Source organism: Streptomyces sp. cmx-4-9, assembly GCF_046548835.1.
In the GTDB taxonomy this organism is placed as follows: domain Bacteria; phylum Actinomycetota; class Actinomycetes; order Streptomycetales; family Streptomycetaceae; genus Streptomyces.
This window is the reverse complement of the sequence record NZ_JAEBEE010000001.1, coordinates 1,097,121-1,110,228: the sequence shown is the minus strand read 5'-3', so window position 1 is coordinate 1,110,228 and position 13,108 is coordinate 1,097,121. Positions and strand designations below refer to the sequence as shown.

Below are 13,108 nucleotides of genomic sequence, written 5' to 3'. Positions count from 1 at the left end.
CCTCCGGCGGCATGCGGACGACGACTGCACCCGAGACCGTCGCGGAGCTCATCGCGCGCCAGTGGGGCGACCACCGGCCCGGCCTGATGTACGAGGACCCCGACAGCGCCGAGCGCGCCGTCCTCACCCGTCACCAGGCCGCCCGGGAAGCCGCCGCGCGCGCCGCGCTCCTCGTCGACCTCATGCCGCCCGGGGCCGAACCGCACCTGGGAATCCTGCTCGACAACGTCCCCGAGTTCCCCCACTGGCTCGGCGCGGCGGCCCTCGCGGGGGCCGCCGTCGCAGGCATCAACCCCACCCGCCGCGGCCCGGAGCTCGCCCGCGACATCCTCCACACGCAATGCCGGATCCTGGTCACCGAGCGGGCCCACCTGCCCCTGCTGCGCGGCCTGGACCTGCCCGGCGTCCGCCTCCTGGTCACCGGCACCGAGGAGTACGAGGCCCTTCTCGCCCCCTGTGCATCCGCCAAGCCCGGCGAGGACGTACTGCGCCCGCCCGGGCCCGCCGACCGGCTGCTCCTCTACTTCACCTCGGGCTCCACCGGGGCCCCCAAGGCGGCCGTCTGCACCCAGGGCCGCCTGGCCGCCGCCGGCCACTCCCTGGCCCGGCAGTTCTCGGTCGCCCCCGACGACGTCCACTATGTCTGCATGCCGCTCTTCCACGGCAACGCGGTGATCGCCGACTGGCTGCCGGCGCTCGCGGGCGGCGCCGCGGTCGCCCTGCGCCGCCGGTTCTCCGCCTCCGCGTTCCTGGACGACGCACGGGCCTACCGGGCGACCTACTTCACCTACGTCGGCCGCGCGATCCAGTACCTGCTGGCCACCGAGCCCCGCCCCGAGGACCGCGACCACCGCCTGCGGCTCGGCTTCGGCACCGAGGCCGGGGCAGTGGACGCGGCGCGCTTCGCCGAGCGGTTCGGGGTCCGGCTGGTGGAGGGGTACGGGGCCACCGAGGGCGGCGCCTCCGTCCAGAGGACCCCGGACACCCCCGCGGGAGCCCTGGGCCGGGCGGGCGAAGGGGACGACCTGGCGGTGATCGACCCGGACACGGGCCGGGAGTGCCCGGCCGCCCGCCTGGACGGCGAGGGACGCCTGCTCAACGGGGGTGAGGCCATCGGCGAGCTGGTCAACCGGGGTCGCAGCCTCTTCGAGGGCTACTGGCGCAACCCCGCGGCGGAGGCCGCCCGCACCCGCGGCGGCTGGTACTGGACCGGCGACCTCTTCTTCCGGGACGCGGCGGGCTTCCTCTACTTCGCGGGCCGCACCGACGACCGGCTGCGCGTCGACAGCGAGAACCTCGCCGCGGCGGTGATCGAGAACATCCTGGCCCGCTGGTCCCGGGCGGCGGCGGTCGCCGTGTACGCCGTCCCGGACGAAGTCGCCGGCGACCAGGTCATGGCGGCCCTGGCCCTGCGCGAGGGAGAGGTCTTCGACCCGGCGGCCTTCGAGGCCTTCCTGGCCGCCCAGCCCGACCTCGGCACGAAGATGGCCCCGCGCTACGTCCGGGTGCTGGCGGCCATGCCGGTCACGGCCACGAACAAGGTCCACCGGGTGGCCCTGCGCCGCGCGGGCTTCCTCCCCCGGTCGGGGGAGGGGAAGGGGGGCCCGGACCCGGTGTGGTGGCGCCCGGACCGGTCCCCGGCGTACCGCCGCCTCGACGAAGGCGACCTGAGCGCGCTGCTCGCCGCCTACGAGGCGCAGGGCCGGGCCGCCCTGCTGCATCCGCACCGGAGTGCGGGAGGGCGCCCCGGCGGCGCGCAGGGGGCTGCGGGCCATGGTTTTGAGCACCCCTGAGGACCGGGTAGTATTTTCTCTGTCAGCAGGCGCCGCTAGCTCAGTTGGTTAGAGCAGCTGACTCTTAATCAGCGGGTCCGGGGTTCGAGTCCCTGGCGGCGCACCTGTCCTTCGGGCGGTTTCCGGTTACCGGGAACCGCCCGAAGTGTTTTCCGGGCGATCCGGCCCCGGGGCCCGGGCCTCAGAGCGTGAGCGACAGCAGCAGCGGCGCGGCCTTGCGGTTCAGTGCGTCCGCCGCGGCCCGCAGCCGGTGCGCGTGCTCGACCGGCATCGACAGGGCCAGGCAGCCCACCGCCGCCCCGGCCGTGATCGGGACGGCCGCGCAGACCGTGCCCACGGCGTACTCCTGGAGGTCCAGCATGGGCACGGTGGCCGGCTGGGCGTCCAGCTTCGAGAAGAGGATCCGTTCGTTCACGATCGTCTTGGAGGTGAGCCGGGCGATCTTGTGCCGGGAGAGGTGGTCGCGCCGCCCGTTCAGGTCGAGCTGGGTGAGCAGGCACTTGCCGACCGCGCTGGCGTGCGCCGCGGAGCGGAAGTCGACCCACTCGTGGACCTTCGGGGTGCGCGGGCTGTCCGCGAACTGCGTGATCCTGACCTCGCCGTCCACGTACCGGCTGATGTAGACGGCCGCGCCGACCGAGTCGCGCAGCCGGTCCAGGGTCTCCTGGAGCTTGTCCGTCAGGGCCTGCTGCCGGTCGGTGCCGGAGCCGAGCAGGACGAGGGAGTCCCCGATGGCGTAGGCGCCGTCGGACACCTGCAGGACGTACCCCTCCCGGCGCAGCATGAGCAGCATCGGGGCGAGGTGGACCGCGGGCAGGCCGGTCTCACGCGCGATCTGCGCGTCGGTCACACCGCCGGTGTGCCGGGCGATCGTTTCGAGTACGCGCAGTGCGTACTGCACCGAGTGGAACGGCGCGGTCGGCTCGGGCTTCAGCGCCACGGTTTCCCCCTAGCAGGTTGTTACCGCTTGCCCTACCACGATAGCCATCAAGAGGCCCATGTGGAGCGCCTGTTGAGGAGATTGGTGGCCAGATCACGTCGCTCCGCCTGGATCTACTCCCCTGGCATATGCCAAGGTCACGCGCACTGTCCCGGTGTGCCGGGAATGCCCGGCGTCCGCGCACGGTTCGAATTCTTCGTACGGACGTCACTCCGACTCCGTACGACGGCGGAAACGTGACGGGAGCGACGATGAGTGACACCGGGGACGCGGACGTGCAGCGACCGGAGGGCCGGAGCGGTCGCGGCGGCGGGGACGCCGGGGGCGGTCGGGGCAGCCGGGACGGCATCCGCGGTACGGCCCGGGGCCGGGCGCCCGTGCCGCTCTCGGTCCTGGACCTGGTGACCGTCGGAGCGGGCAGCACGGCGCACGAGTCGCTGCGGACCAGCGTGGCGATCGCCCGGCTCGCGGAGTCCCGCGGCTACCACCGGCACTGGGTGGCCGAACACCACTCCATGCCGGGGGTCGCCAGCTCCTCGCCCGCCGTGATCCTCGCCCACCTGGCCGCGCACACCTCGCGGATCCGGCTCGGCTCGGGCGGGGTCATGCTGCCCAACCACGCCGCGCTGGCCGTCGCCGAGCAGTTCGGCACCCTGGAGGCCCTCGCCCCCGGGCGGATCGACCTCGGGCTCGGCCGGGCCCCGGGCACCGACGGCCGCACCGCCGCCGCCCTGCGCGGGCCCGGGCGCCTGGACGAGGCCGCCGACGGCTTCCCCCGGCAGCTCGCCGAGCTCACCCGCTTCCTGGACGACGACTTCCCCGACGGCCACCCGTACGCCCGGGTCCACGCCGTGCCCGGCCCGGTCCAGGGCCCGGTCGGGCGCCCGCCCCTGTGGCTGCTCGGCTCGTCCGGTTTCAGCGCCCGCCTCGCCGGAGAGCTCGGCCTGCCCTTCGCGTACGCCCACCACTTCTCGGCCGCCGGCACCCTGCCGGCACTCGACCTGTACCGGCAGAGCTTCCGGCCCTCGGCCGTGCTGGACGCCCCCTACGCCGTGATCGGGGTCGCCGCGCTGGCCGCCGACACCGAGGCCGAGGCCCGCGCCCAGGTGCTCACCGGAGCCCTGTCGATGCTGCGGCTGCGCAGCGGGCGGCCCGGGCTGGTGCCCTCGCCGCAGGAGGCGGCGGCGTACCCCTTCTCGGCGCCGGAGCGGGAGTTCGTGGACGGCTGGCTCTCCACCATCGTCCACGGCACCCCCGACGCGGTCCGCGCCGGCCTCGACGGGCTGGCGCAGCGGACGGGCGCCGACGAGCTGATGCTGACCGCCAACGCCCATGGCGGCGCGGCCCGGTTGCGTTCGTATGCGCTCGTCGCAGATGCGTACGGGATGCCGCAGGAGGGGGCGGACCAACTCTGAGAAGGCATGAACGGGGTTCGGCTGGTTTGTTGCCGAAACCTTGCCGGAGGGTGTCCTAAGGCACCCTTAAACCGCTCGTCACCCGGGGTGGCGGGCGGTTTCTGATGTGCGCTCACGTCTCTGACGAGGGGATTTGCCGGAGCAGTGGTCTAGTCCTTCTTTGGTCCAAACCATTGACTCGGGGGAGCGGTGATCGCTATCACTTCTCCCACCTGAACTTCTTGTTTCTCCCTCCCACCCCCCGGAGGCAGTTCATGCACATCCGTAAACCCCTCATCGCAGCCGCCGCCACGGCCGCGCTGGCAGCCGGAGCACTGGCCTCCTTCGCGGGGCTCGGCACCGCCCAGGCGGCCGCCGCCGGAACGACCGCCGCGGCCGGCGGCGTCCGGATCGCCTACTACGACCAGTGGAGCGTGTACGGGAACGCCTTTTATCCCAAGCACCTCGACACCCGCGGCATAGCGGGCAAGCTGGACGTCATCAATTACTCGTTCGGCAACATCCACCCCACGGACCTCACCTGTTTCGAGGCCAACAAGGCGGCGGGCGACGACAACAACCCGAACGCCGGCGACGGCGCGGGCGACTCCTACGCCGACTACCAGAAGTCCTTCGCCGCGGCGGACAGCGTCGACGGCGTCGCCGACAAGTGGGACCAGCCGATCGTGGGCGTCTTCAACCAGTTCAAGGAACTGAAGGCGAAGTACCCCCACCTGAAGATCAACATCTCGCTGGGCGGCTGGACGTACTCGAAGTTCTTCAGCGACGCGGCCAAGACCGACGCCTCCCGCAAGAAGCTCGTCACCTCCTGCATCAAGCAGTACATCAAGGGCGACCTCCCGGTGGAGGGCGGCTACGGCGGCGTCGGCGCCGCGGCCGGCATCTTCGACGGCATCGACATCGACTGGGAGTACCCCGGCTCCTCCGGCGGCCACCTGGGCAACCACTACGCCCCCGAGGACAAGCAGAACTTCACGCTCCTGCTCCAGGAGTTCCGCAAGCAGCTCGACGCCGAGGGCGCGGCCAACGGCGGCAAGAAGTACCTCCTGACCGCGGCCCTCCCGGCCGGCCAGGACAAGATCAAGTACATCGAGACGGACAAGATCGGCGCGTACCTCGACTACGCGAACATCATGACGTACGACATGCACGGCGCCTGGGACAGCGACGGCCCGACCTACCACCAGTCGCCGCTCTACTCCCCGGCCGGCGACCCGACCGACCCCATCGCGCCGGGCACCGAGAAGTACAGCATCGACAACGCCATCGACTCCTGGATCGACGGCAAGCCCGCCTACGGCATCGCCGGCGGCTTCCCCGCCAACAAGCTGACGCTGGGCTACGAGTTCTACTACCGCGGCTGGAAGGGCGTCCCGGCCGGCGCCAACAGCGGCCTCGCCCAGTCGGCCACCGGCGCCTCCAACGTCCGCCCGGTCAGCCAGCAGGCGGGCATCGCCCACTACAAGGAGCTCGGCGGGATCGTCGACAACGCGTCGACCACCCACTGGGACGACGCCGCCAAGGCCGCGTACTTCTACAAGGACGGCGAGTTCTTCACCGGCCTGAACCAGAAGGCCATCCAGGCCCGGGTCGACTACGGCAAGCAGCGCGGCCTGGCCGGCGCGATGATGTACTCCCTGCTCGGCCTGGACAACAACACCACGCTGCTGAACCAGATCTCGGACGCCCTCGGCGGGACCACCGTGCCGCCGACCACCCCGCCCACCACGCCTCCGACCACTCCGCCCACGACCCCGCCGACCACGCCTCCGACCACCCCGCCGACCACCGGCTGCGGTGCGACCCCGGCGTACGCGGCCGGGACGGTCTACACCGGAGGCAGCGAGGTCGCCCACAACGGCCGCAAGTACAAGGCCCAGTGGTGGACGCAGAACGAGACGCCGGGCACCACGGGTGAATGGGGCGTCTGGAAGGACCTCGGCGCCTGCTGATCTCCCCCCACCCTGCGCCGAGCGCCGCCTCCGCCCCGCCCCCTGTCCGGGGGCGGGGCGGAGGTGTGTCACATGGCTAACGGATTCCCGGCCCCGCCGGGCATCGGCCTCGCCACGCCCGGCCACCGCTTGAGCGGCCGCCCCGCGGGGCGGCCGCTCAAGCGGTGGCCGCTCAGCGCGGGTCGTCCGCGCCCGGGCGGGAGCCGATCATCTCCGCGATGCGTTCCGGGGCCACCGCACGGGAGTACAGCCAGCCCTGGCCCGTGTCGCAGCCGACGCGCCGCAGCCGGGCCGCCTGGCCCGCGGTCTCCACGCACTCCGCGGTCACCGTCAGGCCCAGCCGGTGCGCCAGCTGGACCAGGGCCTCCACGATGGTCTCGTCGGCCGGGTTCGGGTGGGCGCCCTCCTCGTAGCGGAAGCCCCGTACGAAGGAGCCGTCGAGCTTCAGGACCGAGACCGGCAGCCGGCTGAGGTAGGCCAGGTTCGAGTAGCCGGTGCCGAAGTCGTCGATGGCGATCCGGACGCCCATGTCGCTCAGCGCCTGCAGGGCCTGGAGCGGGCGGCCCGCCGAGCCCATCACGGCCGACTCGGTGAGTTCCAGCTGGAGCAGCTGCGGGGCCAGGCCCGTCTCGGCGAGGATCTCCGCGACGTCGCCCACCAGGTCCGAGTCCCACACCTGCCGCACCGCGACGTTCACGGAGACGAAGACCGGGCAGTCACTGGGCTGCTCGATCTGCCACCGGCGCGCCTGCCGGCACGCGGTGCGCAGCACCCACTGCCCCAACTGGACGATGGAACCGTCCTCTTCGGCGATCCCGATGAACCGATTCGGCGTCAGGGTGCCGAACTGCGGATGGTTCCAGCGGACCAGGGCCTCCACCCCGCGCACCACGCCGCTCTCCAGGTCGACCAGCGGTTGGTACTCCAGCTCGAACTCGCCCTGGTCCACGGCCGGCCGCAGGGTGGAGGAGAGGGCCTGGCGCGTCATGCGGTGCGCGTTTCGCTCCGGGTCGAAGAGGGTCCAGCGGGCCTTCCCGTCGGCTTTGGCCCAGTAGAGGGTGGTGTCGGCGGCCTGCATCAGACCCGTCGCCGAGGTGCCGGCCGCGGCCCGCTCCACCACCCCGATCGACGCGGACACCGACAGGCGCTGCCCGGCCAGGTCGAAGGGCTCCTGCACCGCCGCCAGGACGCTGCGCGCCAGCTCCGCGAGCTGCTCGGTCCCGGTGGAGTCCTCCACGAGGAGGGCGAACTCGTCACCGCCCAGGCGCGCCACCAGGTGGCCGCCCGTACGCCCGTACCCGGACTGGTCGGCGCACAGGGTCAGCCGCCCCGCGACGGCGGCCAGCAGGCGGTCGCCGACCCGGTGGCCGAGGGTGTCGTTGACCGCCTTGAACCCGTCGAGGTCCAGGTAGCAGAGACCGATCCGGCCGGTGCCGCCGCCGTGCTCGTACGAGGAGGCCTCCAGGGCCGCGGAGAGCCGCTCGAAGAACAGGGCCCGGTTCGGCAGCCGGGTCACCGGGTCGTGCATCTGCAGGTGCCGCAGCCGGGCCTGGAGGTCGCGGCGGTCGCTGATGTCGGCGACGGACAGCAGGACGTTCTCCGTCCCGGGGACCGGGGCGAGGGTGACCTCGGTCCACAGCGAATGCCCGTCGGGATGCTTGAGGCGGCGCGTGCAGCGCAACCGGGCCTGCCGGCCCCGCAGCACCTCCTGGTAGGCCCCCCAGGTGCGCGCCTCCGAGGCCAGGTCGACCAGGTCGGCGGCGCACTGGTGGGTGAGCGCGTGGGGTTCGGTGCCGAGCAGCCCGGCGAGGGCCGTGTTGGCGGTGACGACCAGGCCGTCGCGGTCGACGACGGCCATCGCGAGGTGGGCCGCGTTGAAGGCGGCCCGGTAGTCGCTGCGCCCGGCGTCGATCCGGGAGGGCGACGCCGGGGGGGCCGGCGGACCCGACGGCGCTGCCGGCACTGTGGCGTGACGCTGCGTAATGGCCGATCGGATGCTGTCGGCCGCCGAACCGGTTCCTTCTGAGGTTCCGCTCACCGTTGGCTCCCGCAGTGTTCGTGAGTGTCCGTGCAGGAAAGTGTGCCGATCATAGAGGCAGCCGGGAGGCCCTATCCAGCGGCGTCGCCGGTCGGAGCGCGGTCCTTTGACGAGTTGGCGCCAGGGTGACGACTGATGACGGATCGTCGGCCCGAGGCCGGGCGATCGTTTCTGCGCAGCTCTGAGCATCAGGGCACTGCTGCTGATCTCGCGTGATCGTTCGTGACGGTCCGTAGGCACGTGCGTGAAGTCCGGGGGTCACCGGCTTGCCGCATTGCTCACTCGTGTGGGGCAGCGGAACAGGGCACTTGTAAGACAATCGCCTCAAGGTGGACGAGAGGGTACGAATCCACCACCGGAGGTCGATGTGCCGCGACAGGAGACACCCGGGGGAGTGGAATGCTCCCGCCTGCGAAGTACGGCCGCAGCACTCACCTCCCTGACGGCGCTCGCCGCCATGTCGCTCGTCGCAGGTCCCGCGGTCGCCGACCCCGGAGCCGGCCCCTGCGCGCTGACCCGTACATCGGCGCACCACTCCCTGGGACTGGACACCTGGAACGGCGCCTACCCCCGCCCCCAGCGCACCCTCGACGCGGTGATGGTCTTCCTCTCCTTCCCCGACCACCGGCCGGCCCTGACCCCGCAGGAGCTGACCTCCGACTACTTCCCCGCCACCAGCGACTACTTCGAGCGGGCCTCCTACGGCCGGTTCCGCCTGGCCCCGCACCCCCAGAAGCAGTGGGTCCAGATGCCCAAGCCCTCCGCCGCGTACGGGATACAGCGCGACTGGGCCCCTGAGGACCGCGCCGCCTACGTGCGCGACGCGGTCGCCACCGCCGACCCCGGGGTGGACTTCGGCGCGTACGACGTCGTGTACTTCGTCGCCGACCCGGAAGCGCCCGGGGTGGACTCCGACGCCACGAAGGTCGTGAACTTCGACCGCCCGATCCGGGCGGACGGCGCGGACCTGCGGCGCATCGTCACCGTCTTCGAGCAGCACCCGCCGGACCGCAACGTACTGGCCCACGAGACCGGGCACGTCTTCGACCTGCCGGACCTCTACCACCGGCCCACGGACGGCAAGGGCGACTGGGACACCCACGTCGGCGACTGGGACGTCATGGGCAGCCAGTTCGGCATGGCCCCCGACCTCTTCGCCTGGCACAAGTGGAAGCTGGGCTGGCTGGACTCCTCCCAGGTGGACTGCGTGCAGTCGGGCTCCTCGCTGCACACCCTCCAGCCGCTCGCCGAGGCGCCGCCGCAGGGCGGCACCGGCGGCACCCGGCTCGCGGTGGTCCGTACCGGACCCGGCAGCGCGATCGCCGTCGAGGCGCGGGGCTCGGCGGGCAACGACGGGGACACCTGCACCGAAGGGGTCCTGGTCTACCGGGTCCGCAACGAGGCGGCGTCGGGCGGCGGACCCATCGAGGTGCTGGACGGGCACCCGCGGACGGAAGCCTGCTGGGACCGCTCGGTGTACCCGCCGCTGGCGGACGCGCCGCTCGAAGTCGGGGAGGCCTTCACCGTGCCGGGCGAGCGGATCCGCATCGAGGTCGCGGACCGGACCCAGTCCGGCGCCTACACCGTGAAGATCACCACATAGGCCGCGGTCCGGGCACACGAAGAAGGCCCCCACTCGCGTGGGGGCCTTCCTCCGTCTGTGCGCCGCCAGGGACTCGAACCCCGGACCCGCTGATTAAGAGTCAGCTGCTCTAACCAACTGAGCTAGCGGCGCCTGCCTGACGTCGTAGACATTAGCAGGCAGAACCGCGGAACGAAAAATCGATATCCGCAGGTCCGGTGGGCGCGGCCGTACGGGCGGCCCGGACGAAGGCCCACAGCAGCGCCTCGGGCCCGGGAAGCCACGGCAGACGCGCACCGGGGGCCACCAGCCAGCGCGAGGTGTCGCCCGGGGAACCGGCCAGCGGCGGCACGGTGACGGCGTCCCCGGCGCCGTGGCACAGCGGTGCCGGAGCCGTGTGCGAGCCGCCCCACTCCTCCCACCGCAGGAGGGCGGGAAGCCGGTGGGCGGTGCCCGGAGCGGCGAACAGCAGCATCCGGGCGCGGTGCACGGCGACCGGACCCGAGCCGGGCCCCTCCGTCCACAGCAGGTCCAGGACGCGGCGGCCGAGGACGAGCGGGACGTTGACGACGTCGAAGACGGTCCCGCAGGGCAGCACGGCCGGGGAGGCGGGCCGGCCCTCCCAGATCGCGAGGGTGCTCCCCGGCCGGGCGGACGCGGAGGAGAGCCAGGCGGCGCCCTGCCGGGTGACGTGGGTGACGTGGGTGGCGGGCGCGGTGCGCGTGTCGAGAGCGGGGCAACCGGGGGCCGTCGTCAGCGTCGTCATGCATCCAGGTCTACCGGGTGTGACGCAACCGCTCCGGGGAGTTGCCGAAAGCGAGGACGGCGCGGGCCGTGCGGGTGTATGTTGCGCCCCGCATATGCCAGGACGCAGTGCCGTGAGGGGCGGTGCAGAGCGCCGTCGGGGCCGGGGCGGCCCGCCCGCCCCGGCTCCGGGCGGGCCGCCCGCCGCTCACGCCGGCTCCGGGCCCGCCTCGCGCTGGAGGGTCGCACCGAATTCGATCATCTTCACCGCGTAGTCCTCGGTCCACTCCGCACGGGCGGCAATCGCCGCCGGGGAGAGGCGGTCGAAGCGCCGGGGGTCCGCGAGCTGGGCCGCCGCCAGGGCCTGGAACTCCACCGCCCGGTCCTGCGCCGCCCGGAAGGCGAGCGTCAGCTCGGTGGCGCGGGCCAGCAGTTCGCGCGGGTCGTCGAGGGACTCCAGGTCGAAGAAGTGCTCCGGGTCCGTGACGGCCTCCGAGGGCTCGAAGAGCAGCGGCGCGGGCCGCAGCCTCCGCTCGGTCCGCTCGGGTTCTGCCATGCCTGTCCTCCTGCTGCGCGTGCGAAATGCTTCCGGGCCACCGTCCATTGTCCAACGCCCCGCAAGAGCGCACACGGCCGCACCGGCGCGCGCGGGAACGTCCGTACGAGCCCGGCAACGCAGGAGACGGCCGACGCGTCCTGTGACGGGGGAGTCGAGCGACTGACCGACCGCGGCCGGAGCGCCACCCCGGCCCGGCGGCCGCCCGGCGAGGCCCCGCACGGCTCCTACGGCCGCCAGGCCACGCGGTGCTCCGCGAGGTGGGCCAAGACTGAAGGGTTCGCTTCCCAGCAGTCAGGAAACAGGGTCACCATGTAACTTCCCGGGAAGTGGATGGGGACTACGTAGGGGGTAACGACGTGGCGTATCGGCCGTCACCGGGCACTCGCGTCCTGAAGATGCGGCGGATCAGCAGAGACTCCGAGGACAGTTCTGCGCTGGCACGTCAGGCTGCGGCTTTGGACAATGCGGTCGCCGAGAGCCGGTTCGACGAGGTGGGGGATGTAGAGGACTCGTTCATCTCGGGTGCGGTACGGCCTGAGGAACGGCCCGGCCTCGGCAGGTGGATGCGTGAGCCGCTCTGGTGCGAGTGGGACGCGATCATGGTCACTTCTCTGGACCGCATCACTCGCAATCAGACGCATTGGGAGATGTTCGCCGACAAATGCCATGAGAGCGGGAAAGACGTCATCTGCCTGGACGACCCCGCACTGGACATCACCCCCGGCAATGGCCGGATGATCGCTTACATCAAAGCGACCCAGGCGCAGGAGTACCGGGAAGCCATCGTGCAGAAGCGCCGGAACCAGACTCAGTACTACCGTGATGAGTCTCTGTGGGGCGGCGGTACCTGGCCCTTCGGCTACCGACCGGTGCTCATGGAATACCAGGGCAGGCAGCGCTACAAGCTGGTTGTCGATCCCGTGACGGGTCCCCTGATCCGTGAGGCATACGAGCGGATCGGCGTTCAAGGGTGGAGCATGAGTCGCCTCTGTGACGACTGGAACAAGCGGGGTGTCCTCACGTCGCAGGATTACCAGCGGAGCGTGAACGCGGGCGAGAAGAAGGCCGGCGCCAAGACGGGTATCAAGGGAACTCGGTGGACAACTGCCACCTTGGGGAAGATTCTGAAGAAGCCGATCCTTCAAGGAATCGCCATGCACAAAGGAGAGCCGCTTCTTCGTGACGGCATTGCTGTGCGGTGGGCGGACCCCATCCTGAGCGATGAGGAATTTGCCGCGTTGCAGGCGGCCGTTGCCGCACTCGGCCGGCATCGTGCGGGCATCAAGTCCAACGCATCTCCCATGACGGGTGTCCTGCACTGTCCATGTGGAAGGAAGATGTACGAGAACAGCTCGGTCGGAAAGCTGAACACGGGAGAGATTCGGCCCCACAAGTACTTCCGCTGCTCCTCCTGGTCCAACGGCCGCGCATGCGAGTTCTCCGTCTCGTGGCCTCAGGAACAGCTCTACGCCATGGCGGAGCAGGCATTCCTTGCCGCATTGGGTGACAAGGAAATCATGGAACGCCGGTATGTTCCGGGCAGGGACAACAGGAAGCAGATCAAGGAGCTGGAGCGGGCCATCGACAACTTGTCGCAGTCGATCGCCCTGGCCGCCTCTCCCATCGTGCTTTCCTCCCTGACCGGGACGATGGAGCGGCATGCGGCGCACCTCGACGAGCTGATGGCTCAACCCTTCGTGCCGGGCCGGTGGGAGATCACCGGAACCGGCCGGACGTACGCGCAGAAGTGGTCCGCCATGGCGGGCTGGAAGGAGCAGGGGCCGTTCCTTCGTGAAGCTGGCTTTCGGCTCTTCGTATGGGGGCGCCCCAAGGCGAAGGGGCGAGGCGCGACTGTCTACGTCATCGCTCCGAACGAGGTCGCCGAGAGGGCGAGTGGTGCTCTGACCGGATCCGTTGACCCGGGTGACGAAGAAGCATGGAATCTTGAAGCGACGAAAATCTTCAGGGAAATGCTGGAAGCGGAAATGACCAGTTGAGGTCAGTGTTCCTTCGCTGAGGCCTCGGTGACGTATGTAGCCAAGAGCTCAGGAACCCGGGACCGAGGCCGCAGGCGCATCCGGCGAC

Annotated in this window: 8 protein-coding genes, 2 tRNA genes and 1 pseudogene; 6 read left to right on the top strand and 5 right to left on the bottom strand. The window is 71.3% G+C overall.

Going from position 1 to position 13,108, the window contains the following annotated elements:
• Positions 1 to 11 precede the first annotated feature (11 nt).
• Both ACLJTM_RS05160 and ACLJTM_RS05155 read left to right on the top strand, forming a co-directional pair.
• A complete protein-coding gene (locus ACLJTM_RS05160) occupies positions 12 to 1,793 on the top strand; it encodes an AMP-binding protein (protein ID WP_411102113.1) in 1,782 nt (593 codons plus the stop codon).
• A 29-nt stretch (positions 1,794 to 1,822) separates the two neighbouring features.
• Positions 1,823 to 1,896: transfer RNA gene (locus ACLJTM_RS05155), tRNA-Lys, on the top strand.
• A 78-nt stretch (positions 1,897 to 1,974) separates the two neighbouring features.
• Here the strand turns inward: ACLJTM_RS05155 and ACLJTM_RS05150 are convergent.
• Positions 1,975 to 2,733, bottom strand: coding sequence for an IclR family transcriptional regulator (locus tag ACLJTM_RS05150; protein ID WP_411102112.1), 759 nt, complete (start codon positions 2,731 to 2,733; stop codon positions 1,975 to 1,977).
• Between the two features lie 251 nt (positions 2,734 to 2,984).
• Here ACLJTM_RS05150 and ACLJTM_RS05145 point away from each other — a divergent pair, with 251 nt between their 5' ends.
• Together ACLJTM_RS05145 and ACLJTM_RS05140 are read left to right on the top strand one after the other, a co-directional pair.
• On the top strand, positions 2,985 to 4,148 hold the full coding sequence (locus tag ACLJTM_RS05145; protein ID WP_411102111.1) for an LLM class flavin-dependent oxidoreductase: 1,164 nt from the start codon (positions 2,985 to 2,987) through the stop codon (positions 4,146 to 4,148).
• 254 nt (positions 4,149 to 4,402) lie between these two features.
• Positions 4,403 to 6,100, top strand: a complete 1,698-nt coding sequence (locus tag ACLJTM_RS05140) for a glycosyl hydrolase family 18 protein (protein WP_411102110.1) — start codon at positions 4,403 to 4,405, stop codon at positions 6,098 to 6,100.
• 172 nt (positions 6,101 to 6,272) lie between these two features.
• On the opposite strand, the gene ACLJTM_RS05135 is transcribed toward ACLJTM_RS05140, so the two are convergent.
• Positions 6,273 to 8,138, bottom strand: a complete 1,866-nt coding sequence (locus tag ACLJTM_RS05135) for a putative bifunctional diguanylate cyclase/phosphodiesterase (RefSeq protein WP_411102109.1) — start codon at positions 8,136 to 8,138, stop codon at positions 6,273 to 6,275.
• Positions 8,139 to 8,505: 367 nt separating this feature from the next.
• On the opposite strand from ACLJTM_RS05135, the gene ACLJTM_RS05130 reads away from it, so the two are divergent.
• Positions 8,506 to 9,741: a M6 family metalloprotease domain-containing protein gene (locus ACLJTM_RS05130; protein ID WP_411102108.1), complete on the top strand. Its 1,236-nt coding sequence runs from the start codon at positions 8,506 to 8,508 to the stop codon at positions 9,739 to 9,741.
• 58 nt (positions 9,742 to 9,799) lie between these two features.
• On the opposite strand, the gene ACLJTM_RS05125 is transcribed toward ACLJTM_RS05130, so the two are convergent.
• The 3 genes and pseudogenes from ACLJTM_RS05125 to ACLJTM_RS05115 all read right to left on the bottom strand — a co-directional run bounded on the left by ACLJTM_RS05125 (position 9,800) and on the right by ACLJTM_RS05115 (position 11,020).
• A tRNA-Lys gene (locus ACLJTM_RS05125) sits at positions 9,800 to 9,873 on the bottom strand.
• Positions 9,835 to 10,486: pseudogene (locus ACLJTM_RS05120) on the bottom strand (bifunctional DNA primase/polymerase). The gene ACLJTM_RS05125 and the pseudogene ACLJTM_RS05120 overlap by 39 nt, the downstream one beginning before the upstream one ends.
• 186 nt (positions 10,487 to 10,672) lie before the next feature.
• A complete protein-coding gene (locus ACLJTM_RS05115; RefSeq protein WP_411102107.1) occupies positions 10,673 to 11,020 on the bottom strand; it encodes a hypothetical protein in 348 nt (115 codons plus the stop codon).
• A 398-nt stretch (positions 11,021 to 11,418) separates the two neighbouring features.
• Here ACLJTM_RS05115 and ACLJTM_RS05110 point away from each other — a divergent pair, with 398 nt between their 5' ends.
• Complete coding sequence (locus ACLJTM_RS05110; protein ID WP_411102106.1) at positions 11,419 to 13,020, top strand: recombinase family protein; 1,602 nt, start codon at positions 11,419 to 11,421, stop codon at positions 13,018 to 13,020.
• Positions 13,021 to 13,108 lie beyond the last annotated feature (88 nt).